The sequence below is a fragment of the Miltoncostaea oceani genome, assembly GCF_018141545.1.
In the GTDB taxonomy this organism is placed as follows: domain Bacteria; phylum Actinomycetota; class Thermoleophilia; order Miltoncostaeales; family Miltoncostaeaceae; genus Miltoncostaea; species Miltoncostaea oceani.
Genome location: NZ_CP064356.1, coordinates 679,436 through 706,177, shown reverse-complemented (window position 1 = coordinate 706,177; position 26,742 = coordinate 679,436). Strand labels below are relative to the sequence as shown.

The 26,742-nt window shown below is 74.4% G+C and carries 26 protein-coding genes and 1 pseudogene; 13 read left to right on the top strand and 14 right to left on the bottom strand.

Annotated features, from left to right (window positions below; translation table 11 throughout):
- Window positions 1-29 precede the first annotated feature (29 nt).
- The 6 genes from IU369_RS03485 to IU369_RS03460 form a co-directional block, all read right to left on the bottom strand.
- The gene (locus IU369_RS03485; protein WP_217923182.1) at window positions 30-875 is read right to left on the bottom strand and encodes an FAD binding domain-containing protein; all 846 of its coding nucleotides are present in this window, start codon (window positions 873-875) and stop codon (window positions 30-32) included.
- A complete protein-coding gene (locus IU369_RS03480; protein ID WP_217923181.1) occupies window positions 872-3,256 on the bottom strand; it encodes a xanthine dehydrogenase family protein molybdopterin-binding subunit in 2,385 nt (794 codons plus the stop codon). The genes IU369_RS03485 and IU369_RS03480 overlap by 4 nt, the downstream gene beginning before the upstream one ends.
- A 9-nt stretch (window positions 3,257-3,265) precedes the next feature.
- Complete coding sequence (locus IU369_RS03475; protein WP_217923180.1) at window positions 3,266-3,724, bottom strand: (2Fe-2S)-binding protein; 459 nt, start codon at window positions 3,722-3,724, stop codon at window positions 3,266-3,268.
- Entirely contained in the window at window positions 3,721-4,311 is a 591-nt protein-coding gene (locus IU369_RS03470) for an SRPBCC family protein (protein WP_217923179.1), read from the bottom strand. The genes IU369_RS03475 and IU369_RS03470 overlap by 4 nt, the downstream gene beginning before the upstream one ends.
- A 55-nt stretch (window positions 4,312-4,366) precedes the next feature.
- The gene (locus IU369_RS03465) at window positions 4,367-5,548 is read right to left on the bottom strand and encodes a GAF domain-containing protein (RefSeq protein ID WP_217923178.1); all 1,182 of its coding nucleotides are present in this window, start codon (window positions 5,546-5,548) and stop codon (window positions 4,367-4,369) included.
- Window positions 5,549-5,747: 199 nt separating this feature from the next.
- A complete protein-coding gene (locus tag IU369_RS03460) occupies window positions 5,748-6,770 on the bottom strand; it encodes an XdhC family protein (protein ID WP_217923177.1) in 1,023 nt (340 codons plus the stop codon).
- A gap of 139 nt (window positions 6,771-6,909) precedes the next feature.
- Between IU369_RS03460 and IU369_RS03455 the strand changes: the two genes are divergently transcribed.
- The 3 genes from IU369_RS03455 to IU369_RS03445 all read left to right on the top strand — a co-directional run bounded on the left by IU369_RS03455 (window position 6,910) and on the right by IU369_RS03445 (window position 9,293).
- Window positions 6,910-7,779 carry an AAA family ATPase gene (locus IU369_RS03455; protein WP_217923176.1) on the top strand — a complete coding sequence of 290 codons (870 nt, stop codon included), beginning with the start codon at window positions 6,910-6,912 and terminating at the stop codon, window positions 7,777-7,779.
- Window positions 7,776-8,846 carry a vWA domain-containing protein gene (locus IU369_RS03450; protein WP_217923175.1) on the top strand — a complete coding sequence of 357 codons (1,071 nt, stop codon included), beginning with the start codon at window positions 7,776-7,778 and terminating at the stop codon, window positions 8,844-8,846. Before IU369_RS03455 ends, IU369_RS03450 begins: the two co-directional genes overlap by 4 nt.
- Window positions 8,847-8,918: 72 nt before the next feature.
- Window positions 8,919-9,293 carry an SRPBCC family protein gene (locus tag IU369_RS03445; protein ID WP_217923174.1) on the top strand — a complete coding sequence of 125 codons (375 nt, stop codon included), beginning with the start codon at window positions 8,919-8,921 and terminating at the stop codon, window positions 9,291-9,293.
- On the opposite strand, the gene IU369_RS03440 is transcribed toward IU369_RS03445, so the two are convergent.
- Window positions 9,290-9,889 (bottom strand): nucleotidyltransferase family protein, encoded by a 600-nt coding sequence (locus IU369_RS03440; protein ID WP_217923173.1) that lies wholly within the window; start codon window positions 9,887-9,889, stop codon window positions 9,290-9,292. The two genes, IU369_RS03445 and IU369_RS03440, sit on opposite strands and share 4 nt — an antisense overlap.
- 64 nt (window positions 9,890-9,953) lie before the next feature.
- On the opposite strand from IU369_RS03440, the gene IU369_RS03435 reads away from it, so the two are divergent.
- Window positions 9,954-11,132, top strand: a complete 1,179-nt coding sequence (locus IU369_RS03435; RefSeq protein ID WP_217923172.1) for a glycosyltransferase family 2 protein — start codon at window positions 9,954-9,956, stop codon at window positions 11,130-11,132.
- Here the strand turns inward: IU369_RS03435 and IU369_RS03430 are convergent.
- On the bottom strand, window positions 11,114-12,196 hold the full coding sequence (locus tag IU369_RS03430) for a hypothetical protein (protein ID WP_217923171.1): 1,083 nt from the start codon (window positions 12,194-12,196) through the stop codon (window positions 11,114-11,116). The genes IU369_RS03435 and IU369_RS03430 overlap by 19 nt on opposite strands.
- Before the next feature lie 77 nt (window positions 12,197-12,273).
- Between IU369_RS03430 and IU369_RS03425 the strand changes: the two genes are divergently transcribed.
- Window positions 12,274-14,325: a thioredoxin domain-containing protein gene (locus IU369_RS03425; protein WP_217923170.1), complete on the top strand. Its 2,052-nt coding sequence runs from the start codon at window positions 12,274-12,276 to the stop codon at window positions 14,323-14,325.
- A 17-nt stretch (window positions 14,326-14,342) separates the two neighbouring features.
- Here the strand turns inward: IU369_RS03425 and IU369_RS03420 are convergent, their stop codons facing one another.
- Complete coding sequence (locus IU369_RS03420) at window positions 14,343-14,696, bottom strand: P-II family nitrogen regulator (RefSeq protein ID WP_217923169.1); 354 nt, start codon at window positions 14,694-14,696, stop codon at window positions 14,343-14,345.
- Between the two features lie 134 nt (window positions 14,697-14,830).
- On the opposite strand from IU369_RS03420, the gene IU369_RS03415 reads away from it, so the two are divergent.
- The 3 genes from IU369_RS03415 to IU369_RS03405 are packed head-to-tail and all read left to right on the top strand — an operon-like array spanning window position 14,831 to window position 16,486.
- Complete coding sequence (locus tag IU369_RS03415; protein ID WP_217923168.1) at window positions 14,831-15,067, top strand: BolA family protein; 237 nt, start codon at window positions 14,831-14,833, stop codon at window positions 15,065-15,067.
- On the top strand, window positions 15,064-15,408 hold the full coding sequence (grxD, locus tag IU369_RS03410) for a Grx4 family monothiol glutaredoxin (protein ID WP_217923167.1): 345 nt from the start codon (window positions 15,064-15,066) through the stop codon (window positions 15,406-15,408). Before IU369_RS03415 ends, grxD begins: the two co-directional genes overlap by 4 nt.
- Window positions 15,409-15,436: 28 nt before the next feature.
- A complete protein-coding gene (locus IU369_RS03405) occupies window positions 15,437-16,486 on the top strand; it encodes an adenosine deaminase family protein (RefSeq protein ID WP_217923166.1) in 1,050 nt (349 codons plus the stop codon).
- Window positions 16,487-16,493: 7 nt separating this feature from the next.
- Here the strand turns inward: IU369_RS03405 and IU369_RS03400 are convergent, their stop codons facing one another.
- The 4 genes from IU369_RS03400 to IU369_RS03385 form a co-directional block, all read right to left on the bottom strand.
- Window positions 16,494-18,158, bottom strand: coding sequence for a PP2C family protein-serine/threonine phosphatase (locus IU369_RS03400; RefSeq protein WP_217923165.1), 1,665 nt, complete (start codon window positions 18,156-18,158; stop codon window positions 16,494-16,496).
- Window positions 18,159-18,228: 70 nt separating this feature from the next.
- Entirely contained in the window at window positions 18,229-18,720 is a 492-nt protein-coding gene (locus IU369_RS03395; protein ID WP_217923164.1) for a cation:proton antiporter regulatory subunit, read from the bottom strand.
- A 4-nt stretch (window positions 18,721-18,724) separates the two neighbouring features.
- Window positions 18,725-19,891, bottom strand: coding sequence for a cation:proton antiporter (locus IU369_RS03390; protein ID WP_217923163.1), 1,167 nt, complete (start codon window positions 19,889-19,891; stop codon window positions 18,725-18,727).
- Between the two features lie 77 nt (window positions 19,892-19,968).
- On the bottom strand, window positions 19,969-21,081 hold the full coding sequence (locus tag IU369_RS03385) for a quinone-dependent dihydroorotate dehydrogenase (RefSeq protein WP_217923162.1): 1,113 nt from the start codon (window positions 21,079-21,081) through the stop codon (window positions 19,969-19,971).
- Window positions 21,082-21,576: 495 nt separating this feature from the next.
- Here IU369_RS03385 and IU369_RS03380 point away from each other — a divergent pair, with 495 nt between their 5' ends.
- Complete coding sequence (locus tag IU369_RS03380; RefSeq protein WP_217923161.1) at window positions 21,577-23,049, top strand: MFS transporter; 1,473 nt, start codon at window positions 21,577-21,579, stop codon at window positions 23,047-23,049.
- 10 nt (window positions 23,050-23,059) lie between these two features.
- Window positions 23,060-23,554 (top strand): annotated as a pseudogene (locus IU369_RS03375) (TetR/AcrR family transcriptional regulator); the annotation flags it as partial.
- 26 nt (window positions 23,555-23,580) lie between these two features.
- On the opposite strand, the gene IU369_RS23735 reads toward IU369_RS03375, so the two are convergent.
- Window positions 23,581-24,180, bottom strand: a complete 600-nt coding sequence (locus tag IU369_RS23735) for a MarR family winged helix-turn-helix transcriptional regulator (RefSeq protein ID WP_343233194.1) — start codon at window positions 24,178-24,180, stop codon at window positions 23,581-23,583.
- 65 nt (window positions 24,181-24,245) lie between these two features.
- Here IU369_RS23735 and IU369_RS03370 point away from each other — a divergent pair, with 65 nt between their 5' ends.
- The 3 genes from IU369_RS03370 (at window position 24,246) to IU369_RS03360 (ending at window position 26,735) form a co-directional block, all read left to right on the top strand.
- The gene (locus IU369_RS03370; protein WP_217923159.1) at window positions 24,246-25,712 is read left to right on the top strand and encodes an MFS transporter; all 1,467 of its coding nucleotides are present in this window, start codon (window positions 24,246-24,248) and stop codon (window positions 25,710-25,712) included.
- Window positions 25,713-25,769: 57 nt separating this feature from the next.
- The gene (locus tag IU369_RS03365; RefSeq protein WP_217923158.1) at window positions 25,770-26,360 is read left to right on the top strand and encodes a PRC-barrel domain-containing protein; all 591 of its coding nucleotides are present in this window, start codon (window positions 25,770-25,772) and stop codon (window positions 26,358-26,360) included.
- Window positions 26,361-26,492: 132 nt separating this feature from the next.
- A complete protein-coding gene (locus IU369_RS03360; RefSeq protein WP_217923157.1) occupies window positions 26,493-26,735 on the top strand; it encodes a DUF2630 family protein in 243 nt (80 codons plus the stop codon).
- Window positions 26,736-26,742: the final 7 nt, after the last annotated feature.

Here is a 26,742-nt window from a genome sequence, read left to right as displayed (position 1 = left end):
ACGGCGCGGGCCCTGCCGGACGTGGATCGTCAGCGCGACAGCGCCTCCTCGACCGCCCGCGCCGTGAGCACCCGCGCGAGGTGGCGCCGGAAGTCGGCGGTCGCCCACGTGTCGCTCGGCGGGTCGGTGCCCTCGTCGGCCTTCTCGGCCGCCGCCGCCACCGCGTCGCGTGGCGCGCCCGCGAGGGCGGCCTCGGTGGCCGAGGCCCGCAGCGGGGTCTGGCCCATGTTGGTGAACGCGATCCGCGCCCCCTCGATGGACCCGTTGCTCGCCCCGACGACGGCGGCGACGCCGACGGTGGCCCAGTCGAGCGCCCGCTGGCGGAACTTCAGGTAGCTCCAGCCGGCCGCCCCGACCTTCGGCACCCGGATCTCCGTGATGACCTCGTCCTCGGCGAGCGCCGTGTCGAAGAACCCGTTGAAGAAGTCGCGGGCGTCGATGGTGCGCTCACCGCCCGCGCCACGGGCGACGATCACCGCGTCGAGCGCGAGGACGATGGTCGGCAGGTCCGAGGCCGGGTCGCCGTGGGCGAGGGACCCGCCGATCGTGCCCCGGTGGCGCACCTGGGGGTCGCCCACCAGGCCGGCCGCGTACGCGATCAGCGGGCAGTGCTCCTTCGCCAGCGGGTCGTTGTTGAGGTCGTGGTGGCGGGTCATCGCACCGATGGCGAGGTGGTCGCCGCCGTCGCGCACGCCGCTCAGGTCGGTGAGCCGCCCGATGTCGACGAGCGTCCCCGGCCGCGCGAGCCGCAGCTTCATCAGCGGGATGAGGCTGTGCCCACCCGCGAGGAGCTTCGCGTCCTCCTTCGTCCTGAGCAGCTCGAGGGCGTGGTCGACCGACTCGGCGACCTCGTAGTCGAATCCGGCCGGGATCATGACCGCGCCTCCTGGATCGCCTTCCACACCCTCTCCGGGGTGGCGGGCCTCTCGACGTTCGTGACGCCCAGGTGCGCGAGGGCGTCGACGACGGCGTTGATGACGGCGGGCGGGGCCGCGATGGTGCCGGCCTCCCCCACGCCCTTGACCCCCAGCGGGTTCGTGGGGCTCGGGGTCACGGTGTGGTCCAGCTCGAACGAGGGGAACTCCGGCGCCCCGGGGACCATGTAGGTGGTCATCGTCCCATGGAGCAGGTTGCCCTCCTCGTCGTAGCGGGCCTCCTCGAACAGCGCCTCGGCGATGCCCTGCGCGACGCCGCCGTGCACCTGGCCCTCGACCACCATCGGGTTGATGCGCACGCCGCAGTCGTCGACGGCGATGTAGCGCAGGATGTCGATGGAGCCGGTCTCGGTGTCGACCTCGAGGACGCAGGCGTGCGCCCCGTTCGGCCACGAGAAGTTCGGCGGGTCGTAGAGGTGCGTCGCCGTCAGGCCGGGCTCGACGCCGTCGGGGAGGTTGTGGGCGCTCCACGCGCTGAACCCGAGGGCCTTGATGTTCGCCGACCGGTCGGTCCCCTTCACCGTGAAGTCGCCGTTCGCGAACTCCAGGTCCTCCTCGGCGCACTCGAGCTCGTGGGCGGCGATCTTGCGGGCCTTGTCGATGATCTTCTCGCCGGCCTTGTAGAGCGCGACGCCGCCGACGGCGAGCCCGCGGCTGCCGTAGGTGTCGAGGCCGAGCGGCACCACCTGGGTGTCGCCGTGGAGCACCTCGACGTCCTCGAAGTCGACGCCGAGCTGGTCGGCGACGATCTGGGCGAACGTGGTGACCTCGCCCTGGCCGTGGGGCGAGACGCCGGTCAGCACCCGCACGGTGCCGGTCGGCAGGAACTCGACCGTCGCGGCGTCCCAGCCGCCGGCGATGTACTTGAGGGCGGCGAGCACCCGCGAGGGCGCGATGCCGCACATCTCCAGCCACGTCGAGAAGCCGACGCCGAGCACCTTCGTCGAGCCGCTCGCGCGGCGCCTCTCCTGCTCGGCCCGGAACTCCTCGTAGCCCAGCACGCCGAGCAGCTTCTCGAGCGTCCCGTGGTAGTTCGCCGAGTCGATCGTGAGGCCCGAGGCGATGGTGTAGTTCGGGAACTTGTCGCCGGAGATGAAGTTCCTGCGCCGCAGCTCGACGGGGTCGATCCCCATCTTCCGCGCCAGGGCGTCCATCGAGCGCTCGATGGCGTACGTCGCCTCGGGACGGCCGGCGCCGCGGTAGGCGTCGGTGAACGTGTTGTTGGTGAACACGTTCGTGTACTCGAAGTCGTAGGCCTCGACGTCGTAGCACCCGGCGTAGAGCCAGGCGCCGAGCATCGGGATGCCGGGGGTGATGATGCGCATGTGGGCGCCCATCGAGGCCCACAGCTTCACCCGTACCGCCTTGACGATCCCCTCCTTCGTCGCCGCCAGCTCGATCTGCTGGTACATCTCGCGGCCGTGGAGCGTGGCGACGTAGCCCTCCGAGCGCTCCTCGATCCACTTGACGGGGCGGCCGAGGGTCTTCGCGATCGCGAGGCAGATCGCGTCCTCGGGGTAGGCCTCGAGCTTGGAGCCGAAGCCGCCGCCGACGTCCGGGGCGACGACCCGGAGCTTGGCCTCGGGGACGCCGCACGTGATCGTCAGCGTCGTCCGCAGGATGTGCGGGATCTGTGTCGCCGAGTAGAGCGTGTACTCGCCCATCGACGGGTTCACGTCACAGACGACCCCGCGCGGCTCCATCGCGTTCGGGATCAGCCGGCCGAGGTAGTACTCCTCTTTGATGGTGACCATCTCCGGGTCCTCGAAGTACGGCCCGGAGGCGTTGCGGATCGGGGCCGGCGAGTCGCGGCTCATGATCCAGCTGCCGGCGTCGTTGGTGCCGAGGTCCTCGTGGACGAGGGGCGCGCCGTCGGCGAGGGCGGCCTTGATGTCGGTGACGGCCGGGAGCGGCTCCCAGTCGACCTCGACCAGCTCGGCGGCGTCCTTCGCCAGCACCCGCGAGTCGGCGACGACGACGGCGACGGGGTCGCCGACGTAGCGCGCCTTGTCCTTCGTGAGCGGGTGGTGCGGCGGGGCCTTGCACTCGTCGTTGATCGGCCACGCCATGACGAGCGGGCCGGCGAACTCGAGCGTCTCGGCGGTGTAGACGGCGTGGACGCCGGGGGCCGCCTCCGCGGCGGAGGTGTCGATGCCGTTGATGCGGGCGTGCGCGAACGGGCTCCGGACGACGAACGCCCACAGCATCCCGGGGATGCTGATGTCGTCGACGTAGCGGGAGCGCCCGGTGATGAGCTCCGGGTCCTCCTTGCGGAGCCGGCGTGCCCCGATGTTGGCGGGGGGCTGCTCGGTGGTGGCCATGGTCCGCCCCTACCCGGCCGCGACGGCCGCGACGGCCTTCACGATGTTGTGGTAGCCGGTGCAGCGGCAGAGGTTTCCCTCGAGCCCGTGCCGGATCTCGTCCTCGGTGGGGTTCGGGTTCTCGTTGAGGACCCCGACCGCCGCCATGATCATCCCCGGCGTGCAGTACCCGCACTGCAGGGCGTGGTTCTCCTGGAAGGCCGTCTGCATCGGGTGCATGGTCCCGTTGGTCGCGAGGCCCTCGATCGTGGTGACCTCGGCCCCGTCGGCCTGGACGGCCAGGAGGGTGCAGGACTTCACGGACACGCCGTCCACGTGGATGGTGCAGGCCCCGCACGACGAGGTGTCGCACCCCACGTTGGTCCCGGTGAGCCCGAGCCCCTCACGGAGGAAGTAGACGAGGAGCTCCCGCTCCTCGACGTCCGCCTCGTGGCGGACACCGTTGACGGTGACAGAGATGCGCTTCACGCCTGCTCCCCCTTCTCACGGCCGCCACGGCGGCCGAACAGTCGCTTGACCGACGACACGAGCGCGGCGAGCGCGAGCGAGAACCCGGAGAGGGGCTTCTGCGCCTCGGTCACCGCCGCCGCGGCCTCCTCGGGGGAGGCCGACAGCTGCGCCTTGATGCACTCGGCGAACTGGTCGACGAGCTTGTTGGAGACGTCCTGGACCACACCGGGGCGGCCGAGCTGCGCCACCTGGCCGGAGAACCGGAGGTCCGTCGCCATCTCGACGCGGGTCCCGCCCCCGTCGACGCCCCTCAGCACCGAGTGGACGGTGCCCTCGGCGCCCCCCTTGCCCCGCGTGTCGCGGCCGCTGACGGCGAGCGTCACCTCGTGGGAGGCGTCGTCGCGCTCCAGCAGCTTCACGTCGACGAGGAACTGCATGGCGACCGGCCCGAGCTTGACGCCCATGCCGGCCTTCCAGTTCCCGTCGTCGACGACCTCCTTGAGGGTCGCCCCCGGCATGCACGGGATGACGCGCTCCGCATCGAGCAGCAGGGCCATGGTCTGGCCGGGCGAGGCCGGTACCTCGAACGCGTGCTCGAGCTTCATGCGGGCGCTCCTCTCGGCGGGCTGCCCCGATTGAACCCCCGGCCCGGTGTTTGCGTCAAACGTTGCAAGGAGGTTGCAGGTCGTCCGCGGGCGGGTCGATGAGCGCGTCGAGCGCGTCGCGCATGCGCACCACCCCGGGCGCGGTGGAGCCCGGCAGCAGGCCGGGCCCGCGCAGCCGGCGCGCCTCGTCGCGGCGCCCCGCGAGCGCGAGGGAGCGCACCTCGAGCAGGTCGGCGGTGACGTCGGCGCGCAGCCGGTAGGGCCGGGTCGAGAGGGCCGTGCCGAGCAGGCGGCGCAGCCGCGACACCTCGCTGCGGACCGAGGTCGGGGCGTGCCCCGCCCCGTAGAGGCCGCAGCCGAGCTGCTCCGCGCTGAGGCCCTCCGGCTCCATCGCGAGCAGCGCGAGCACCTCCCCGTGGCGGGGGCTGACGCGCAGCGGCTGTCCGTCGAGCCATGCGCGCGGGGCGCCGAGCAGGCGCAGGCGCAGCGCGTGGCCGGGGCTCCCGTCCTCCTCGTCGGCGGCCCAGACGAGGTAGCCGCCCTCGACGCCGATCTCCTCGACCCGGATGAGCGCCCCGCCCGGGAGGAACCCGATGCCCCCCGCGCCGGGGATCGGGACGTGGGTGCCGAGCCACCCCACCGGGTTGGCCATCACGACGCGGCCCGAGCGCGAGACCACCCCGGTGGGGCGGTGGCCGAGGTGCATCAGGCGGCGCAGGTAGCGGTCGCGGAGGCGCTCGTCCTGGCGGCCGAGCTCCTGGCGCAGGGCCCCCGTCGCGGCGCCGGCCGCCGCCGTCACGAGCGCGAGGCTGTGCGGGTGGGCCATCCGGTACGGCCCCGTCAGGTCGACCGTGCCGAGCAGGCAGCCGCTCTCGGGGTCGAAGACCGGGGCGGCGGAGCACGTCCACGGGTGGACGCGGGCGCTGAAGTGCTCGGCGGCGAACACCTGGATCGGGTGGCCGACCGCGAGGGCGGTCCCCAGGGCGTTCGTCCCGGCGCCCGCCTCGCTCCAGAGCGTCCCCTCGGCGAAGTTCATGGTGTCCTCCGCGGCGACGCGCATCCGCGCCGGCCCCTCCACCCACAGCAGCTCGCCGTCGGCGGCGCAGACCGCCACGAGGTGGCCGGCGGCCTCCGCGATGTCGAGCAGCAGGTGCCGCAGGGTCGGCATCATCCGCGCGAGGGGGTGCTCCTCGCGGAGCTCGTGCAGGTCGTCGGCGTCGTGGACGCGCGGTGGCACGTGCCCCTCGGGCCGCACCCCGGCGCCGTGGGAGCGCCGCCACGACTCGGCGATCAGGCGGCGGACCCCGGGGGCGTCGTCACCCCCGGCGGCGGCGTGGTCGGCGTGGGCGCGGCGCAGCTGGCGCGCCCGCTCGACCGGGTCCGTCCCCGACTCGATGGCGAGCCACGGGTTGCGCCGCCCAGGGATGTCGGGCCCCCTACCTGCCGGCGGCGACCGGGCGGTCGTCGAGCGCGTGGTTGGCGACCGCGACGATCTGCGCCCCGATGGCGACCGCGACCTCCTCGGGCGTGCGCGACCCGATCCGGAGGCCGATGGGCGCGTGGATCCGCGCCAGGGCCTCCTCGGCCACCCCCTCCGCGCGGAGGCGCTCGTTCCGGCGGTCGGTGGTGCGGCGGCTGCCCATCGCCCCGATGAAGCGGGCCGGCGTGTCGAGGGCGGCCCGGAGGGCCGGCACGTCGAACTTCTGGTCGTGGGTGAGCACGCAGATCGCGGTCCGCGCGTCGACCGGGGCGTGGGCGAGGAACTCGTGGGGCCACTCGGTGACCAGCTCGTCGGCGTCGGGGAACCGGGCCGGGGTCACGAACAGGGCACGCGGGTCGCAGACCGTGACCCGGTACCCGAGGAAGTGCCCGACGGTCGCGAGCGCCGAGGCGAAGTCGATCGCCCCGAAGATGTACATCGCGGGGCGCGGCACGAGCGACGACACGAACAGGCGCTCGCCGGCGACCTCGACCTCCGCGCTCTCCCCGAGCGCCAGCAGGGGCAGCGCCGCCTCGGTCACCGCGTCGCCCGGCGCGTCGTCGCGGGAGACGACGCGCGGCCCGCCCGGCGCCGCGCCCGCGATGGTCGTGACGTACGCGACGGGGCGCTCCGCGCGGACGGCCTCGGAGATCCGCGTGATCAGCGCCGGGTCCATCTCCTCGATGAAGACGTGGACGGTGCCGCCGCACGGCAGGCCGACCTCGAACGCGTCGACGTCCGCGAACCCGAACGAGGCGACGCGCGGCGGGCCACCGGCCAGCACCTCCTCCGCCTGGAGGTAGACGGCGGGCTCGACGCAGCCCCCGGTGACCGAGCCGGCGACCTCGCCGGTCTCGGAGACGGCCATGACGCTGCCGGGCAGGCGGGGCGCGGAGCGCTCGACACCCACGACCGTCCCGAGCGCCGCCCGGTGGCCGGCGCGGACCCATGCGTCGAGCGTCGGCAGGACATCTCTCACGGGGGGACCTCGGTGTCGTTCCCGGGCATCGACCCTACGGCCGGCCCCATACTTCGTCAACATGATCACGAACCCACGTCGCGTCCGCCCCCGAGCCGGGTGCGACGCCGACCGGAACGACCGCTGACGAGGAGGCGGGATGGGCTTCGCGGACGTCGACGCGCTGGAGGGGGCACTCGCCCGCGAGTCGTACCTCGCCGACCGCGGCCTCGCGGTCGCGGTCTACCTGGCGCTGACGCTGCGCCGCCCGCTGCTGCTCGAGGGTGAGCCGGGGGTCGGCAAGACCGAGATCGCGCGGACGCTGGCGCGCGTGCTCGACGCCCGCCTGATCCGGCTGCAGTGCTACGAGGGGATCGACGCGGGGCAGGCCCTCTACGAGTGGGACTACTCGCGCCAGCTCCTCTACGCCCGCACCCTCCAGGAGGGCGCGCTCGACCCCGCCAACCGGGCGTCCGAGCTCTACGGCCCCGAGTTCCTCGTGGAGCGCCCGTTGCTGCAGGCCGTGCGCGAGGGGGACGGCGCGGTGCTGCTCGTGGACGAGCTCGACCGCGCCGACGAGGAGTTCGAGGCGTTCCTGCTGGAGGTGCTCGCCGACTCCGCGGTGACGATCCCCGAGATCGGCACGATCACCGCGGAGGCGCCGCCCGTCGTGATCCTCACGTCCAACCGCACGCGCGAACTGCACGACGCCCTGAAGCGCCGGTGCCTCTACCACTGGATCGACTACCCCTCGCTGGAGCGCGAGGTGGCGATCATCCGGCTCCGCGCGCCGGAGGCCTCGGCGGAGCTCGCCCGGTCGGTCGCCGCGATGGTGGCGCGGCTCCGGGAGATGGACCTGACGAAGCGCCCGGGACCGGCCGAGGCGATCGACTGGACCCGGGCCCTCGCGGCGCTCGGGATCGGGCGGATGGACGCGGTGTCCGCCGACGAGACCCTCGGCTGGGCCGTGAAGAACCACGACGACCTCGCCGTGGTCCGGCGGGTGCTGCCGCAGCTCCTCGGGGGATGAGGGAGGCGCTCGAGGTCGTCCGCCGGCTGCGCGACGCCGGCGTCCCCGTCGGCACCGGGCGGGTGATCACCCTCGCCCACGCCGCGCAGGCGCTCCCGCCGGACGACCTCTACTGGGCGGCGCGGGCCACCCTCGTCTCCCGCCGGGAGGACATCCCCGCGCTCGACCGCGCCTTCCGCGACGCGTTCGGGGTGGAGGGCACGCCGACCCCGCCGCCCCAGCCCGTCGCGGACCGCCCGAGCGTCCTCGCGCCGAGCGAGCTGTCGCTGAGCGCGGGCGACCCGCCGGGGGACGACGCCGACAACCTGGCGAGCCGCACCGAGGCGCTCCGCCGCAAGGACTTCGCGGCGTGCAGCGACGACGAGCTGGCGCTGCTCGGTCGCCTTATGCAGCGCCTGCGCCTCCGGCCGCCGGAGCGGCGGACGCGGCGGCGGTCGGCGGCGCCGTCGGGCGACCCCGACCTGCGCCGCACCCTCCGCCGGGCGATGCGGACCGGCGGCGAGCCGCTCGACCGGGCGTGGCGGCGGCGGCGGGTGCGGCGGCGGCGCCTGCTGCTCGTGCTCGACGTCTCCGGGTCGATGTCGACGTACTCGCGGGCCCTGGCGATGTTCGCGCACGCGGCCCTGCGCGCCGGCCCCGACTGGGAGGCGTTCGCCTTCGGCACCCGCCTGACACGGGTGACGCGCGCGCTGGCGGACGCCGACCCCGACGCCGCGTTCCGCGCCGCCTCGGCGGAGGTGACCGACTGGGACGGCGGCACCCGCATCGGGGAGTCGCTGCGCACCCTCCTCGACGAGCACGGATCGGGGCGGGCGGTGCGGGGGACGGTCTGCGTGATCCTCTCCGACGGCCTCGACGTCGGCGACCCCGCCCTGCTGCGGGCCCAGATGGAGCGCCTCGCGCGGCTCGCCCACCGCGTCGTGTGGCTCAACCCCCTGAAGGGCGCCGCCCACTACGAGCCGCTCGCGCGCGGCATGGCGGCGGCCCTCCCGTCGATCGACGTCTTCCGCCCCGGCCACAACCTCCAGAGCCTCGAGGAGGTCGCCGACGTGATCGCCCGCCTCTAGGCGGGCGGGTCCCGCGTGGGCCCCCGCGGCCCCGGGTACGCCCCTCCCCGGAAACGAAACCGGGAGGGTCCCATGAGGAGCGTGGACGAGGTCGTCGAGGTCGGGGCGCCGATCGCGGAGGTCTGGAGCCGCTGGGCCGAGGTCGAGCGCCTGCCGGAGTTCATGGAGGGCATCACGTCGGTCCGCCGCGTCGACGACGACCGCCTGGAGTGGCGGGCATCGATCGACGGCGAGGACGTCGCGTGGACGAGCCGCATCACGGGGTGGGAGCCGGGCCGGCTGTTCGCGTGGTCGAGCGAGGAGGGCACCGAGGAGGCCGGCGGCCGCGTCGAGCTGACCGAGGCCGGGGCGGACCGGACCCGCGTGCACGTCGTGATCGACTGGCCGTCGGCGGGGATGGTCGAGGTCAGCCTCGCCCGCCTGCGGGAGCAGGTCGAGGGCCGCTAGGCGGACCCCCGCCGGGCGCGCAGCCGCGCGAGGTCCGCGGGGGTGTCCACGTCCTCGGGCGGGTCGCCGCCGACCTCGACCAGCGCGACGCGCCCGGCGTGGGCGGCGATCAGGGACCGCGCCCCGGCGTCGCCCCGCAGCGCCTCGACGCCCGGCCAGACGAGCCGGTCGAGCAGGACGGGGTGGGAGGCGCGCCCCCGGTAGGCGGCGCGGGTGACGGGCGCCCCCCGGGTCGCGTGGTCGTCGACGACCGCCCGGATGGCGTCGGCCCGCACCTCCGGCTGGTCGCCGAGGAGGACGAGGGCGCCGCGGCTCGGCTCGGGCGCCGCGTCGAGGCCGGCCCGCAGCGACGCCGCCTGCCCCGCGGACCAGTCGGGAACGACGACCACCACCGTCCCCGCCGCGGGGGTGACGCCCGCGGCGATCCGCCCGGCCTCGTGCCCGAGGACCAGGACGACGTCCTCGAGCCCCGCGTCCGCCGCGGCGTCGAGGACGTGCTGCAGGATCGGGCGCCCGTCGAGGGGCAGCAGCTGCTTCACCGGCCCGCCCATCCGCGAGCCGGCGCCGGCGGCGAGCACGATCGCGACGCAGGTCACCGGCACAGGGTGACGCATCCGCGGCCCGGCGTCGCCCCCCGGCCCTCCACTAGGCTCGGGGCCGATGGCGCGCGCACCCGACCCCCGCCCGCGCGACGCCCACGAGGGCCTGCGCACGGCCGCCGCCGTCGCCGCCGCCCTCTGGACCGGCGCCGTCGGGCTGGCGGTGCACGAGCGGCGCAACGCCCCGCGCGCCGACCGCGACGCACCCCTCGCCGGGGGGCCGCTCGTGAGCGTCGTCGTGCCCGCCCGCGACGAGGAGCGCGGCATCGGCGCGGCGGTCACGAGCCTCCGCGCCCTCGAGTACGCCGACGTGGAGGTCATCGTCGTCGACGACGGGTCGCGCGACGGCACGCGCGCCGCCGCGCGGGCGGCCGCCGGCGACGACCCGCGGGTGCGGGTGCTGGAGGGCGCCGACCTGCCAGAGGGCTGGGTCGGCAAGTCGTGGGCGTGCGCGCAGGGCGTCGCCGCGGCGCGTGGCGACTGGCTGCTCTTCACCGACGCCGACGTCGTCCACGCCCCCGACTCGCTCGGCCGCACCCTGGCGGCGGCGCTGCGGCTCGGCCGGGGCGGCCTCACCCTGTTCCCGACGATCGACACCGAGGGCCCGGCGGAGCGGACCGTGATGCCGGCGGCGCTGACCGCGATCGCGACCTTCGTCGCCCCCGGCCCCCTCGCGCGGCGGCAGGACAGCCCCGTGGCGATCGCCGCCGGCGGCTACATGCTGCTGCCCCGCGCGCTCTACGAGTCGGTCGGCGGTCACGCCGCGATCCGCGGCCGGATGGTCGACGACGTCTGGCTGGCGGCCCGCATCAAGCGCGCCGGGGCCCTCCTCGTGCCGGTGCCGGCGGGGCGTCTGGCCCGGCTGCGGATGTACCACGGCGGCCGCGAGGTCTGGGACGGCTGGAGCAAGAACGCCTCGTTCGCGGCGTCCGGTGGCGCGGCGCGCGGAGCGGTCGCGGCGGGGACGATGGCCGCGCTCGCGGTGCTGCCCACCGTCGCCACCGTCCGGGGCGTCCGTCACCGCGACGCCGGGCTCGCCGCGACCGGCCTGACGGGCGCGTTCGCGATGGTCCTCCTGCAGCGCCTCGCGTCGTGGGCGGTGCCGACCCCGCGGCGCTACGCGCCGACGCTCCCGGTGGGCCTGCTGGTGCTGGCCGGCGCGGCGTTCCGCGGGTCCCTCAGCCGCGCCCGCGGCCACGGGCCGGTGTGGCGCGGGCGGCGCTACCCCCGGGCGCGCTGAGCCCGGCGGGGCGCCGAGCGCCCCAGCAGCAGGTCCCGCGCGGAGTTCAACGCCACGGTGAGGCCCTCGGCCTGGCCGCGGATGGTGGGGTGCAGCTCCGCGACCCGGTCGGGGTGGCAGCGGGTGATCTGCTCGCGGTAGGCCCGCTCGACGGCGGCGGTGGACGCGCCGGCGGCCAGGCCGAGCAGCGCCGCGGCCTCGGCGGACGTGCGGGGGATGGCGACGGGGTCGGCGGCGGCCCGGGGGGCGGCGGCGGGGCGGGACGCCGGGCGGCGGACCCGCTCGGCGGCCATCAGGGCGCGCTCCTCCGCGAGGGCGGCGCGCTCTGCGACGAGGCGCTCGCGCTCCTGCGCGACCTCCTCGGCCAGCGCGACGAGCCGCCGGTCGCGGGCGGCGGGGTCCTCGCGCAGGGCGGCGAGCATCGCCTCGGGGTCGAGCATCGCGGGCTCGTCCGGCGGGACGTCCCAGCCGGGGCCGGCGTCGCCGCGGCGCACCGCGGCGATGATCTCCGGGGGCGCCAGGTGGGCGCGGTTGCCGAGCGACGGCCCCTCGGACGGCGCGAGGCGCACGAGCCGCAGGCTGTCCCAGCCCGGGTCGACCAGGAAGGCCGCCGAGGAGCGCCCGGCGAGGAGCATCCGGCGCTCGGGCCGGGCGCGGTGGCCGAGCACGGCCAGCCGGGCGGTGTCGTCGCCGCCGCCGGCGAGGGCGTTCAGCTCGTCGTCCAGGTCGGAGAGGCGCCGCGCGACCTCGCGGGCGTCGGGGCCGGCGACCGGCACCGCCCGCGCGGAGTCGAGCGCGGTGCGCAGGCCCTCGGCCCCGGCGGACTGACCGGCGGCGAGGACGCGCCACCAACGGGTCCAGGGGTCGCCCGGGTCGGCGCGCTCGAGCGCGACCGCCGCGGCCTCCGGGTGGTCGAGCGCCAGCAACGCCGCGGCGAGGCCCGTCGCGGCGCGCGGCGCGTCGCCCAGCGCGGAGCCCGCGGCGAGCAGCGCGACCTGGCGCCAGCGGTTCTCGACACCCCGTGCGGGGGCCGGTCCGGCGGCGGCGATGAAGGGATCGGTCATCGGGGACACCGTAGCGGACGGGTCACGGGCCGCCCGGTCTACAATCGGCGCGTGCACCCACCGGCGAGAGCGGCCACGTGAACCGGCTCGCGGGCGAGTCGAGCCTCTACCTGCGCCAGCACGCGGAGAACCCCGTCGACTGGTACCCGTGGGGGGCCGAGGCGCAGGACCGGGCCCGCGCCGAGGACCGCCCGATCCTGCTGTCGGTCGGCTACTCCTCATGCCACTGGTGCCACGTGATGGCGCACGAGTCGTTCGAGGACCCCGAGACGGCCGCCGTCATGAACGAGCTGTTCGTGAACGTGAAGGTCGACCGGGAGGAGCGGCCCGACGTCGACGCCCTCTACATGCAGGCGACCCTGTCGCTCGCCGGGCAGGGGGGCTGGCCGATGACGGTCTTCCTGACGCCCGACGGGCGCCCCTTCTACGCCGGCACCTACTTCCCGCGCGTCGCGCGCGGCGGCCTCCCCGCGTTCCCGGACCTCTGCCGCGCCATCGCGGCGGCGTACCGCGACCGCCGCGAGGACGTCGAGGGGCAGGCCGCCGAGCTCGCCCGCCGGCTCGGCGTCGCCGCGGGGCGGATCCCCTCGGCCGACGACCTCGACCCGCGGGTGCTCGACGACGCCGTCGTCGGCCTCGCCCGCGTGTTCGACCCGGTGGAGGGCGGGTTCGGCGGCGCACCCAAGTTCCCGCCGTCGCTCGCGCTCGAGTTCCTGCTGCGCCGCCTGTGGCGCCGCCCCGACGACCACCACTCGCGGGAGATGGTCGACCGGACGCTCGGGAAGATGGCGGCGGGGGGCATCCACGACCAGATCGGGGGCGGGTTCCACCGCTACGCCGTCGACGGCCACTGGCTGGTGCCCCACTTCGAGAAGATGCTCTACGACAACGCGCTCCTCGGCCGGGCCTACGCGCTCGCGTTCCGTCTCGGCGGCAACCCCGAGCACCGGCGCGTCGCGGAGGACACCCTCGACTGGCTCCTGCGCGAGATGCGCGTGCCCGGCGGTGGGTTCGCCGCCGCCCAGGACGCCGACTCCCCCGGCGGCGAGGGCGCCTTCTTCGTGTGGACGCCGCAGGAGCTCGCCGACCTGCTGCCCGCCGACCAGGCCCGCGCGGTGACGCTGCGGTACGGGGTGCGGGAGGAGGGCAACTTCGAGGGGCGCTCGATCCTGCACGTCGTCGCGACGGTCGACGAGGTCTCCCGCCAGATCGGCGAGGACGCCGGGCCGCTGCTCGCGGCGGCGCGGACGACCCTCTACGCGGCGCGCTCCGCGCGGCCCGCCCCGGCCCGCGACGACAAGGTCATCACGGCCTGGAACGGCCTCGCCATCGCCGCCTTCGCCGACGCGGGCGTCGCCCTCGACCGGGGCGACTACGTGGATGCCGCCACCGCGACCGCCGCGTTCGTTCTCGACGCCCTCGTCGTCGACGGGCGGCTGCGGCGCGCGCACACCGGCGCCGGCGCCCCCCACCTCGGCCACCTCGACGACCACGCCGACCTCTGCCACGGCCTCCTGTGCCTCTACGGCGCGACGCTCCAGCCGCGGTGGCTGGCCGCCGCCCGCGACATCGCCGCCCGGATGGTCGAGCTGTTCGCCGACCCCGACGCCGGCGGGTTCTTCTACGCGGGCTCCGACGGCGAGAGCCTCGTCGCCCGCACCCGCGACCTCGAGGACCACCCGACGCCGGCGGGCAACTCCCAGGCCGCGCACGTGCTGCTGCGGATCGCCGACCTCACCGGCGACGCGGCCCTGGAGGACCTCGCGGTCGGGGCGCTGCGGATGGTCCACGCCGAGATGGGCCGCTTCCCGCAGGCGTTCGGCACCGCGCTCATCGCCCTCGACCACCACCTGTCGGAGCGGCGCGGCATCGCGATCGCCGGCGCACCCGACGACCCGCGCACGGCGGAGCTGGTCCGCGCCGCCCGCGCCGCGGCCGGCCCGTACGACGTGATCGCCGCGGGCGACCCCGACGACCCGGCGGCCATCGCCGCCGCGCCGCTCCTGGCCGACCGCCCCCTCCGCGACGGCGCCCCCGCCGCCTACGTGTGCCGCCGCTTCGCCTGCGAGGCCCCGGTCACCGACCCCGGGGCCCTCACGGCGCTCCTCTCCGGGGACCCCGCGGCCTGACCCCGACGCTCACCGGCTCAGCCGGTGTGCGACTCCAGCACGATCGGGCCCCGCTCGCCGGTGCGGACGCGGATGGCCTCCTCGATGTCGAACACGAAGATCTTGCCGTCGCCGGGGGCGCCGGTGTGCGACAGCTCGAGGATGCAGTCGATCGCGCGCTCGAGGTCGGCGTCGTCCACCGCGATCTCCAGCTTCAGCTTCGGGCGCAGGAACACCGCCTTGCGGGAGCCCCGGTACTTCTCGGTGAAGCCGGCCTGGCGCCCGGAGCCCTTCACCTCGCTCACGCTCATCGAGGGCAGGCCGCGCGCGACCAGCTGGTCGTGGATGGCCTCGAGCGCCTCGTGCCGGATGAACGCCTCGATCTTCTTCACCGTCTCCCCCGGGTCTGGTCGCGCCGCCGCGGCGGCGGGTGGTGGTCGCCCACATGTTCCACCATGAGGGACCGCCCCGCAGCCGGCCGGGCCGCCCGGGGCCGTCCCCGGGGTCAGCCGCTATCCTGGGCCCGATGGCCGACCTGTCAGAGCTCACGTCGATGATCGAGGCCGCCCTCCCCGGGGCGAGCGCCCAGATCGTCGACCAGGGCGGTGGTGACCACCTCGCCGCATCGGTGGTGGCCCCGCAGTTCGCCGGCCTCTCGCGCCTGGAGCAGCACAAGCTCGTCTACGCCGCGGTCCAGAGCCGCTTCGACGACGGCAGCATCCATGCGCTCGCCCTGAAGACGCGTGCACCGGAGGCGACATGAGCACCGACGTGACGACCCTGACCGACGACCAGATCCTCGAGCAGATCACGAGCGAGGTGGCCTCCAACCGGGTGTTCCTCTACCTGAAGGGCACGCCGGAGATGCCGCGCTGCGGCTTCTCGAACCAGGTCGTCCAGATCCTGAACCACCTCGGCGTCGAGTACGGCTCCCGCGACATCCTCGTGGACCCGCGCATCCGCCAGGTGCTCTCCGGCTGGTCCGACTGGCCGACGATCCCGCAGCTGTTCGTCGACGGCAAGCTCGTCGGCGGCTGCGACATCGTCACCGAGATGTTCCAGGAGGGCGAGCTCCAGAAGGTCCTGCCGGGCGCCACGGCGTAACCCGCGGGACCGCGGCGCCGGCGCCGCGATGAGCACCAGCGTCTTCGCTCACGACGAGGATCTGTCGGAGCTGCACGCCCACCTCGGCGGGAGCGTGGACGCCGCGACGATGTGGGAGCTCGCCCACGAGCAGGGCATCAAGCTCCCCTACCGCGACTACTGGCACTTCGCCGCCGCGACGAACGTCGGCCGCGGGACGGACGGCCTCGACGGGCTCGACCGCATCTACCACCTGACGGAGCTGATCCAGAGTAGCCCGGAGGGGGTCTTCCGGGCCGTCCACGGGATGATCTCCGGTGGGTACCGCGCGCAGCGGATCACGACCCACGAGGTCCGCTTCAACCCCGCGAAGCGCAACCGCGGCGGGGAGCGCGACCTGGACGCCATCGTCATGGCCGCCGTGCACGGCATCGACCGCGCGACCCTCGAGTACCCGGTCCGCGCCGGGCTGATCCTGATGATGGACCGGGGCTTCCCACCCGAGCTGAACGCCGCCGTCGTCGAGCGCGCCATCCGGTTCCGCTCCCGCGGGGTCGTCGCGATCGACATCGGGGGGCCGCGGCCGGGGGGCGCCCCCGCCCCCTACCCGTACCGCGACCTCGCGCCGCTCGTCGCCCGGGCGCGCGACGCCGGCCTCGGCGTGACGCTGCACGCCGGCGAGGAGGGCGTCAACGCCCCCGACCCCGCACCGTTCGTCGAGGAGATGCGGCAGGTGCTCGCGCTCGGCGTCGACCGCATCGGGCACGGGATCATCACCGCGATGGACCCGCGCCTGCAGGAGGAGGTGCTCGCCGCCGGCGTGGTCCTGGAGATCTGCCCGACGTCGAACGTGCGCACCGGCGCCGTGCGCGACGAGGAGCAGATGGCCGAGATCGTCTTCGCCCTCGAGGCGGCGGGCATCCCCATCGTGATCGCCACCGACGGCCCCGAGATGATCGGCACCCGCCTGCGGGCCGAGTACGCGATGCTCGTGCGGCGGGGCGCCATGACCGCCGAATCGGCGCGACGCGCCAACGTGCGCGGACACGAGGTGAGCTTCATCACGACGCCCCCGGCGCGGGCGCCCGTCCCGGCCTGAGAGCCTCTCAGCCCCTCCGGGCGGGGGCGCGGGCGGCGGGGCGGCCGGCGTCGGCCTGGCGCCACGCGGGGCGCGGCGCGGGGGCGGGACGCTCCGGCGACGCCCACGGGATCGCCACGGGACGCTCGACCGCGACGATCACGACGTCGTCGCGCAGGCTCTGGTCCTCGTGGCGGCGGGCCGCCTGGATGACGCGCTCCACCCGCAGCTCCAGCGCGGACCGGCGCTCCGCCGCGAGGACGGCGCACGCCCGCTCGACGCCGAAGGTGTCCGCCCCCTGGCGCGCCTCGATCAGGCCGTCGGTGTAGAGCAGCAGGGTCCCGCCCGGCGGCAGGGACGTGTGGGTGACGGGCCACTCGGCCTCGTCGAACACCCCGAGCAACGGGCCGCTGCGCAGCGGCTCGACCGGCTGGCAGCCGCCGGCGGTCAGCAGGAACGGCGGCGGGTGGCCGGCGGGCGCGAAGCTGACGGAGCCGCCCGGGTCGATGAGCATGTAGATGATCGAGGCGAACAGGCCCTCGGCGCGGTCCCCCGGGTCGGCCATCTGGTCGTTGAGGGCGCTCAGCACCGCCGCCGGGTTCGGGTTGACGGCCACCAGGGTGCGCCACCCGAACCGCAGCCCCGCGGCGCGGGCGGCGGCGGGGGCGCCGTGGCCCGCCATGTCGCCGACCATCACGGCCAGGCGGCCGTCGGACAGGACCATCGCGTCGTAGAAGTCCCCGCCGACGAGCAGCGCCCGCTCGGCGGGGCGGTACCGCGCGGCGAGCCGCAGGCCGCGCACGGCGGGCAGGCGCTCGGGCAGCAGCCCGGTCTGGACGGTCTCCCACAGCTCCCGCTCGGTCTTCTGGGCCGCCTCCCGGCGGGCGGCGGCCGCGACCGCGTCCCGCTCCTGGCGGACCTCGCCCTGCATCAGGTTGAAGCCCTCGATCAGGTCGGCGAGCTCGCCGACGGCGTCGCGGCTCGGCGGCACCGGGTCGGACAGGCGACCGCGCGTGACGCGGGCGACACCGGCGGAGAGGAGGGCGATGGGGCCGCCGACGCGGCGCCACAGCTGGCGACTGGCGACGGCGACCATCAGCAGGGTGAGCAGCGCGGCGACGACGATGGAGTAGAACGTCCAGCGCCGGCGCCGGTCGCTGTCGGCGAGCACCTGGAGCCGGACGTCGTCGATCTCCTCGACGAGGCGTGCGTGCTCGGCGCGGAAGGCGTTGAAGCGGTTCTCGCTGAGCCCGGCGTTGACCCGCGCCCGGGCCTGCTCGATGCGCGACTCGCAGGCGGCGACGGTCGCCCCGACGGGACATCGGCGCAGCCGGATCAGCTCGACGGCCTCGTCGAACCAGAGCTGGGCGGTCCGGTCGACGGCGTCCGCGGACGCCTCGAGCTGCTCCTCCCCCTCCAGGGCGACCATCAGCTCGTTCATCTCGCCGGGGTACCGGCCGCGGGCGGTGCGGTACTCGGCGAGGTCGTCGCCGCGGGCGAGGAGGATGTACGCCCGGTTCGCGCTCTGCGCGCTCAGCAGGTCGATGAGCAGCTGGTTGGCCGCCGCCTGCCGCGTGATGGCGCGCTGCGCGCCGTCGCGGTAGTCGCGCGCCGTGGTGACCATCCCGAGGAGGGCGACCGCGATGAGGACGGCCAGGACCACGGCGAGACCGGCCACCAGTGCCGCGAGCACCCCGCGGAGGGAACCCGGGCCACTGGGGCGCCTCACCGGGCCACCGCGCCGTCGGAGGGCCCGCGGGGGATCAGTCGGGCGGTCCCTCCGCCACGAGGCGCCGGATCTCGTCGAAGCTCTCGGGGCGCCCGATCACGACGAGGGTGTCGTCGGCGCGCAGCACCTCGTCGGGGTGCGGGGTGGCGAGGGAGCCGGCCTCCCGCAGGATGGCGACGATGGTGGAGCCCGTCGTGGAGCGGATGCGGCACGTCGCGACCGTCAGCCCGACCATCGGGCTGGACCGCGGGAGCTCGATCCACTCCATCACCAGGTCCTTGAGGGCGACCTCGAGGTCCTTGACGAGCTGGGGCCGGTAGACGACGCCGCCGATGATGGCGCCGATCTGGCGGGCCTCCTCGTCGTTCAGCGTGATGACGTGGGGCTCGTCGTCCTCGTCCTCGTAGTGGTAGATCTCCCGCATCCCGTCCAGGTGGACGACGGCGGAGACCTTGTCCCCGCGGCCCGTGCGCAGGGTGAACTTGGTGCCGACTCCGGGGAGCCGGGTCTCGCGGACCTCGAGCATCGGGCTATCTCCTCGACTCTCTGCGGGCGGCGCGCGTGGGGAAGACGAGCCGTCCGATACGCCGCGACTCCCTCATGAATACCACCCCGACGACCGCGGTGACCAGGACGAACAGCCCGGCGAAGGGGCTGACCTGCTCCCGGAACGTGGCGTCCAGCGCGACTCCCGCCGCCGCCAGGTTCGCGAGGATGATCGTGAACTCGCCCCGGGCCACGATGGCCGAGCCGACGTTGACGCTCTGCCGCTTGGTGAAGCCGGTCGCACGTCCCGCAACGTACCCGGCCACGAGCTTGCCGACCACGGCGACGGGCACCGCGAGCAGCAGCCAGGGCGCCGCGTCCCCGGCCTGCGACAGGTCGACCTCCAGCCCGAACGCGAAGAAGAAGATCGCGGCGGCGAAGTCGCGCAGGCCGAGCAGGTTCTGCTCGATCTGGTCGCGGACCTCCGACCCGGACAGCAGGATGCCGGCCAGGAGGGCGCCGACGGCCTCCGAGAGCCCCGCCGCCTCGCCGAGCGCACCGCCCCCGATCGCGATCGCGAGGGCGCCGAGCAGGAGCTGCTCGCGGTCGAGGCGGGGGCCGATGCGGTCGAAGAGGTGGTGGGCCCAGCGGCCGACCAGCAGGAACGCGACGACGAACCCGAGCGCCAGGCCCGCGGTGGCGGCGACCTCGAGCCCTCCCACCGACTCCCCGGTGGCGAGGGCCGCGGCGACGCCCAGGAACAGGGCGACGGCGAGGTCCTCGAAGACGAGGATGCCGAGCACCAGGTCGGTCTCGTCGTCGGCGAGGCGCCGCAGGTCGAACAGCGCGCGGGTGACGATGCCGCTGCTCGAGATGTAGATCAGGCCGGCGAGCAGGATCGCCTCGGGGCCGGGGCCGAGCAGCGCCACCCCGACGATGATCCCGAGGCCGCCGTTGATCACGAGGTCCACGAGGCCGCCGACGATGACCATCCGCCGCGCGGCGGTCAGCCGGCCGAGCGAGAACTCGAGGCCGAGGAAGAACAGCAGCAGCACGATCCCGAGCCGGGCGAGCAGCTCGGTCCCCTCGGACGGCTCGACGATCTCCGGGAATCCGGGGGACGGGCCGAGGATGATGCCGGCGACGATGAAGACCGGTATCGCCGAGAGCCCGAGGCGACCCGCGAGCACGCTCGCCGCGGCGAGCGTCACGAGTACGACGGCGAGATCGCTGAGTTCGAGCAGAGAGGCCCTTGGGGCGCGGGTCGACCGGCCGGGAGGCCCCCAGCCTACCCTGCGGGGTGGACCGCGCTGCCGACGATCTCGGACACGTTCCCGACGCCCTCGCGGTCCATCCGGGCGAGCAGCCCGGCGGCGATCGCGCGAACGACGTTAGGGCCTCCGTACACAAAACCCGTGTAAAGCTGAACGAGGGATGCGCCGGCGGCCATCTTCGTCCATACGTCGTCAGCAGAGAAGATTCCGCCAACACCAACGATCAGCAAGCGCCCTTCCGCACGACGGGCGACATGCCCGATCAGGGAAGTAGACCTCTCTTGCAGGGGTAGACCTGAGACGCCTCCTGATCGGACCCTCGCGCCCGAATGCGGGGACAGATCGCCCCAGTTGTTCGTCGTATTCGAGACGATGATGCCGCTGAGACCTCTGTCGATCGCGAGATCAACGACGGCATCGACCTCGGCTTCGGTTAGGTCTGGCGCAATCTTCACCAAGAGAGGCTTTGCCACACCAGACCACGCCTGATGAGTCGAGAGTGCGTCCTGAACCGCTTCGAGCACGCCCGCGAGACGATCCGCCTCTTGAAGCTCACGCAGGCCTGGTGTGTTGGGCGAGCTCACGTTCACCGTGAGAAACGATGCAAAAGGCGCGAGCATCTCGGTTGAAGCCGCGTAGTCGGCTGGAGCGCAGTCAAGGTCCGCGGAACGCGACTTCCCGATGTTCACCCCGACGGGCACGCGTCCCAGCAGGCCACGCCTTTGCCAGTCGGCAAGGGTGAGCGCGACCTTGGCTGCGCCAGTGTTGTTGAACCCCATCCGGTTGACGAGAGCAAAGTCGGTCGGTCGCCTCTCGATGCGCGGCCCAATGTTCCCGGGCTGCGGGTGGGCCGTGACGGTTCCGATCTCTACGAAACCAAAGCCAAGGAAAGACCAGAATGGGACTGCGCGCGCCTCTTTGTCGAAGCCCGCAGCCAGTCCAATGGGATCTCTGAACGTTTGGCCGAGGCAGTTCTGCGCGAGTCGTCCCCTACCCGCGACCGGAAGCTGGAAGCGACCAACAACCGGTGAAGCGCGCTGCAAGAGGCGCAGAGTCTGCTCGTGGATCGTCTCGGCGTCGACGCGGAAGAGAAGAGGTCGGATGAAGCGCCCATAGAAGGGCGGCAAGGGCGGGGGCTGTCTCGAGGCTCTGGCCGCAGCGCTTGTGCCCAACTCTGTGCGCTGAGGACCCCCGTGGCGAAGGGAAGACAGAGCGCGCATCTGTGGACAGTCGGCCGCAGCAGCAAAGACCGGCGCCCTCGCTGGCCTCGTGAGCGCGGAACCTCTTCGAAGCGACAGCCGGACTACGCGTCCCCGCCCGCGGCCAGGGTGACGCACCCCTGAGGCTGCGTCGGTCGTGGCGACGGGCCTCATGCGCAGCACCCTAAACGGCAAGTCGGATGCCACGGACGAACGCGGGCGCGCGGTTCCCCCGACCAGTCCGTCCGAGAGGAGCCCGCGACGCAGACAGACTGCTAGGCACCGATCCAGACTACAGGGGGGCGTCTGGGACCGCGACTTGGGGGCGCCCGCACGAAGTGGACTCGACACTCCACTTGGTTTATCGTCGCGAACCGGACTCATCACTCCGCTTTCGTCCCATCCGTCCGCAGGAGCCGCCCCGTGACATCCGCACCGCCCTCCGCACCGTCCGCCGACCGCCGGTGGCTCGTGCTGGTGATCGTCTGCATCGCCCAGTTCATGGTGGTCCTGGACGGGACCGTCGTGAACGTCGCGCTGCCGGCCATCCAGGACGACCTCGACTTCTCCGCCTCGTCGCTCCAGTGGGTGGTCAACGCCTACACGCTCGCCTTCGGCGGGTTCCTCCTGCTGGGCGGCCGCGCCGCGGACTTCATCGGCCGCCGCCGCCTGTTCATCGCCGGCGTCGTGGTGTTCACCGGCGCGTCGCTGCTGAACGCGCTCGCCCAGTCCTCGGAGTTCCTGATCGCCGCCCGCGCCCTGCAGGGCCTCGGCGCCGCCATGGTCTCCCCCGCGGCGCTCTCGATCGTCACCACCACGTTCCGCGACTCCGCCGAGCGCGCCAAGGCCCTCAGCGCCTGGGCCGCCATCGCCGTGGGCGGGGCCGCCGTCGGCCTGCTGGCCGGCGGGCTGCTCACCGAGTACCTCGCGTGGCAGTGGATCTTCCTCGTCAACCTGCCGATCGGCGCCGCCGCCATCCTCCTCGGCCTGAAGTACGTCTCCGAGTCGCGGGTGCCGACCTCCGGCGTCGACATCGCCGGGGCCGTCAGCGTCACGGCGGGCCTGACGCTGCTCGTCTACGCCATCGTGCGCGCCGTCGACTACGGCTGGGGCTCCGTCGAGACCATCGGGATGATGGCCGCCGCCGCCGCCCTGCTCGTGGCGTTCGTGGTCATCGAGCTCCGCTCGAAGGCGCCGCTCGTGCGGCTCGGGCTGTTCCGCACCCGCTCCCTCGCCGGCGCCAACCTCTCGATGCTCGCGGTGATGGGCGGCATGTTCGCCGTCTTCTACTTCGCGTCGATCTACGTCCAGCAGACCCTCGGCTTCACGCCGGTCCAGGCGGGCCTCGCCTTCCTGCCGCTCACCGCGGGGATCATCCTGTTCTCCGTGATCGCGGAGCGCTCCATCGCGCGCCTCGGGGTCCGCACGATCGGCCTCGCCGGCATGGCGGTCGCGGCCGTCGGCCTGCTGCTGCTCTCCCGGGTCACCGTCGACGGCACCTACGTCGCCGACCTCCTCCCCGGCCTGCTGGTCATGTCCGCCGGGCTCGGCCTCACGTTCGTCCCGCTGACCCTCATCGCCACGGCGAACGTGGCCGACGAGGACGCGGGCCTCGCGTCGGGCGTCTTCAACTCGTCGCAGCAGATCGGCGGCGCCCTCGGGCTCGCGATCCTCTCGACGATCGCCGCCTCGCAGACCGAGGGGGCCCTCGAGGGCGTCGGCGGGACGCCGACGCAGGCCGACCAGGCGAGCGCGCTGGTCGAGGGCTTCCAGGCGGCCTTCGCCGGGGGCGCGGCGCTGATGGTCCTCGGGGTCGTCATCCTCGCCACCTACGTCCGGCGCCGGGACGTGGCCGAGATCGTGCCGTCGGAGGCGCCCGCGCACGCCGGGCTCTAGGAGGCCCGCGGTGACCTCCAACCTGCGCTCCGACGCGCGCCGCAACCGCGAGAGGATCGTGGCGGCCGCGTCGGAGCTCTTCGCCGAGCACGGCGCCGATCTCTGCGTCGACGAGATCGCGCGCCGCGCCGGCGTGGGGCACGCGACGGTGTTCCGCCGCTTCCCCACCAAGGACGACCTCGTCCTCGCGATGTTCGAGCAGCGCCTCGGCGAGGCCGCCGACGCGGTCGAGGAGATCGCCCGGACGGTGGACGACCCGTGGGACGCCCTCGTCGCGGCGATGGCCGCCATCGCCGAGCGCCAGGCGCGGGACCGGGGCATGTTCGAGACGGCCAGCAGCGACGTCGTCGGGTCACCGGAGCTGCGCGGGGCCCGCGACCGGGTCACCGCCCCGTTCGCCGCGCTCCTGGAGCGCGCCCAGGCCGCCGGTGTGGTCCGCGACGACCTCGTCCCCGTCGACGTCCTCTTCCTGATCACCGCCGCCGGGCACGCGCAGCCCTGCCAGCTGCAGATCCCCGACCTCTGGCGCCGCTACCTCGGCGTGATCCTCGACGGGATGCGCCCGGCGGCGGCGTCGCCGCTGTCCGGTCCCGCGCCCTCGCTGGGGGAGATCGAGGCCGCGCTCGAGGCCGCCACGGCCCGGGCGCGCCGCTCGTCGTCGAGCTGAATCGCCTTCTCGAGGGCACGGACGCCCGCGAGGATGGCGGCGCCCTCGCCGGGGTCGAGGTGGTCGAGCAGGCTACGGATGCGGGACCGCAGGTGCGCGGTCGCGGCGTCGCTGACCTCGCGCCCGGCGGGCGTCAGCCCGACGGGGCGGCGTCGGCGGTCGCCCTCGGCGGGGTCGACGGCGGCCACCCAGCCCTCACGGACGAGTGACTGCACCATCCGGGTGGCGGTGCTGATGGCCACGCCCGTCGCACCGGCGAGGGCGGTCATGGTGAGCGGGCCGTCACCGAGCGCCAGCAGCGTCAGGTGCTGCGGGGTGCTGAGGCGCTCCGCCGCCGTCGCGCCGGTGCGCCGGCGCTCCTGACGGGCGAGCACGAGGGGCGCGAGGCGGGCGCGCACCTCGACGAGCGCCTCGGCGAGGGCGTCGAGGTCGCCGGTGGTGTGGTCGGGGCCGGGAACGGGCATCGCTTGTATCATGCAACTTTCTCGCCGGGGGCGCCGCGCGCCCGCAGACCGATCGGGGTTCGATGATGGCGGATGACGCACGCCGGGTGCGGCCGGGGGTGACGCTGGGACTGCTCGCGGTGGTCTGCGTGTCCTACGTCCTGCAGCAGACGCTGGTGGTCCCGGCCCTGCCGACCATCCAGCGCGACCTCGACACCACGACGACGTGGACGGCGTGGGTGTTCACCGGGTTCCTGCTGACCTCGGCCATCGCGACGCCGCTGCTCGGCAAGCTCGGCGACACCTACGGCAAGAAGCGCCTGCTGATGATCGCGATGGGCGTCTTCGCGGTCGGCACCGTCGCCGCGGCGCTCGCGCCGTCGATCGGCGCGCTGATCCTCGCCCGCGCCCTGCAGGGCGCGGCGGGCGCGATCTTCCCCCTCGCCTTCGGGATCGTGCGCGACGAGCTCCCGCCCGAGCGCGTGGGCATGGGCCTCGGCCTGCTGTCGGCCACCTTCGGCGTCGGCGGCGGCGCCGGGCTGGTGCTGAGCGGCGTAATCCTCGAGAGCCTCCACTGGAGCTGGCTGTTCTGGATCGGCGCGGTGCCGATCGTGGTCGCCATGGTGCTGACGTGGCGCCTGCTGCCCGAGTCGCCGATCCGCACCCCCTCGCGCGTCGACTGGCAGGGCGCGCTGACCCTCTCGATCGGCCTCTCCGCCCTGCTCGTCGCCCTCAGCGAGGGCGAGACGTGGGGCTGGCTGAGCGCCGCGACGCTCGGCGTGTTCGCGCTCTCGGTGGTCGTGCTCTGCCTCTGGGTGGTCGTCGAGCTGCGGGTGCCGCAGCCGATGATCGAGATCGGGATGATGCGCGACCGCGCCGTCCTCTGGACCAACATCGTCGCGTTCATCGCGGGCTTCGCGATGTTCGGGACGTTCCTGCTCGTGCCGAGCTTCGTCCAGATGGGCGCGAACCTCCCGCCGGAGCTGGCGGCGATGATCCCCTACGGCTTCGCGGCGAGCGTCATCGTTGCCGGCCTCTACCTGCTCCCCGCCTCGGCGGTGATGCTGATCGTCGGGCCCCTCGGCGGTATCCTCGAGAACCGCGTGGGCGCACGCTCCCTGACGTGCGTGGGCTCGGTGATCCTCGGACTCGGGGGGCTCACCCTGGCGCTCTTCCACGACCGGGGGTACCAGATCGTCATCGCCATGACGCTGATCGGCGTCGGCGTCGGCCTGGTCTACGCGATGCTCGCCAAGCTGATCGTCGACTCCGTGCCACGCGAGGTGACCGGCGTCGCGATGGGCATGAACACCGTCATGCGCACGATCGGCGGCGTCGTCGGCGGCCAGGTCGGCGCGGCGCTGCTGAGCGCGGCGACCATCTCCGGCACCCCCGACATCCCGTCGGAGGGCGCGTTCACCGCCATGTTCCTGATCGCCGGCGCGGCTGCCCTGGTCGGCGCGGTCGCCACGCTCCGCATCCCGCGCCGCGGGGTCCGCGTGCCCGGCGTCGCCGAGCCGGTGCGCCTCCGCCCCGAACCCGGTCGGGGGTAGCCCGGGGCCCACGCGGGTACGTCCCCCCCTCAGCACCGGACCAGAGGGAGACGCACCATGGCGAGGATCGACGACGAGAGCACCGGGACGACCGACGAGGCGCGCACCGTCAGCGCCGGCGAGACCGGTCCCGCGGTCGTGGCCGACACCCACGACGACCATCACCACCACGATGACGCGGTGGGCGGGCCCACCCGGCTCGCGTCGCTGTCGCGCCTGAAGGGGATGGACGTCCGCGACGCCGAGGGCGAGAAGGTCGGCTCCATCCGCGACGTGTTCCTCGACCCGCGCGCCGAGCGCGTGCGCTACCTGTCGGTCTCGACGGGGTGGCTGTCGCGCGGCACCCACGTCGTGCCGATCGACGACGTCACCTACGTGGACGAGGGCGACGGCCGCGACGCGCACGCCGTCGTGCCGTACTCGACGGACCACCTGAAGGGCGCCCCGAGCCTCGACGACGACGGCGAGGTCACGCCCGACCGCGAGCGGGAGATCCACGGCTACTACGCCGGGGTCGGCCGCGACGACGCCACCCGCGACGCGCTCCGCGCCCGTCAGCGGACCCCCGCCCCCACGCCGCAGATCGCGCGGGCCGAGATGGCCGACGCCGTCGCGCGCGACGCGTCCCGCACGGACCGCGGGGCCTGAGTCACCCGCCCCCGGCCGCGCACGCGGCCGGGGGCCGTCCCGCGACGCCGGGACCGGGGCCGCCACCGGCCCGACCCCGCCCGGGGCCCTGCGATGATGGGTCGACCACCGACACCGCCGAGGGGGAGCGTCATGGCCGACGAGGACATCCAGGGCGTCATCGAGGAACTGGTCGCCGAGGAGCACCGGCTGCTGGAGCACCGCGACGGGCGGGCCCTCACGGACGACGAGCACGCCCGCCTCGGCGAGGTGCAGGTGCGGCTCGACCGCTTCTGGGACCTCCTGCGCCAGCGTCGCGCCGAGCGCGCCGCGGGCCGCGACCCCGGCGAGGCGTCGCTGCGCGACGAGGACACCGTCGAGGGCTACCAGCAGTAGCCCCCGG

Excerpts from the sequence above, each read along its gene's own strand:
- IU369_RS03360 (WP_217923157.1), top strand. The coding sequence starts at position 26,493 with ATGGCCGACGAGGACATCCAGGGCGTCATCGAGGAACTGGTCGCCGAG.
- IU369_RS03445 (WP_217923174.1), top strand. The coding sequence starts at position 8,919 with ATGAGGAGCGTGGACGAGGTCGTCGAGGTCGGGGCGCCGATCGCGGAG.
- IU369_RS03405 (WP_217923166.1), top strand. The coding sequence starts at position 15,437 with ATGAGCACCAGCGTCTTCGCTCACGACGAGGATCTGTCGGAGCTGCAC.
- IU369_RS03450 (WP_217923175.1), top strand. The coding sequence starts at position 7,776 with ATGAGGGAGGCGCTCGAGGTCGTCCGCCGGCTGCGCGACGCCGGCGTC.
- IU369_RS03365 (WP_217923158.1), top strand. The coding sequence starts at position 25,770 with ATGGCGAGGATCGACGACGAGAGCACCGGGACGACCGACGAGGCGCGC.
- IU369_RS03470 (WP_217923179.1), bottom strand. The coding sequence starts at position 4,311 with ATGAAGCTCGAGCACGCGTTCGAGGTACCGGCCTCGCCCGGCCAGACC.
- IU369_RS03370 (WP_217923159.1), top strand. The coding sequence starts at position 24,246 with ATGGCGGATGACGCACGCCGGGTGCGGCCGGGGGTGACGCTGGGACTG.
- IU369_RS03415 (WP_217923168.1), top strand. The coding sequence starts at position 14,831 with ATGGCCGACCTGTCAGAGCTCACGTCGATGATCGAGGCCGCCCTCCCC.
- grxD (WP_217923167.1), top strand. The coding sequence starts at position 15,064 with ATGAGCACCGACGTGACGACCCTGACCGACGACCAGATCCTCGAGCAG.
- IU369_RS23735 (WP_343233194.1), bottom strand. The coding sequence starts at position 24,180 with ATGCCCGTTCCCGGCCCCGACCACACCACCGGCGACCTCGACGCCCTC.
- IU369_RS03435 (WP_217923172.1), top strand. The coding sequence starts at position 9,954 with ATGGCGCGCGCACCCGACCCCCGCCCGCGCGACGCCCACGAGGGCCTG.
- IU369_RS03485 (WP_217923182.1), bottom strand. The coding sequence starts at position 875 with ATGATCCCGGCCGGATTCGACTACGAGGTCGCCGAGTCGGTCGACCAC.
- IU369_RS03395 (WP_217923164.1), bottom strand. The coding sequence starts at position 18,720 with ATGCTCGAGGTCCGCGAGACCCGGCTCCCCGGAGTCGGCACCAAGTTC.
- IU369_RS03480 (WP_217923181.1), bottom strand. The coding sequence starts at position 3,256 with ATGGCCACCACCGAGCAGCCCCCCGCCAACATCGGGGCACGCCGGCTC.
- IU369_RS03430 (WP_217923171.1), bottom strand. The coding sequence starts at position 12,196 with ATGACCGATCCCTTCATCGCCGCCGCCGGACCGGCCCCCGCACGGGGT.
- IU369_RS03455 (WP_217923176.1), top strand. The coding sequence starts at position 6,910 with ATGGGCTTCGCGGACGTCGACGCGCTGGAGGGGGCACTCGCCCGCGAG.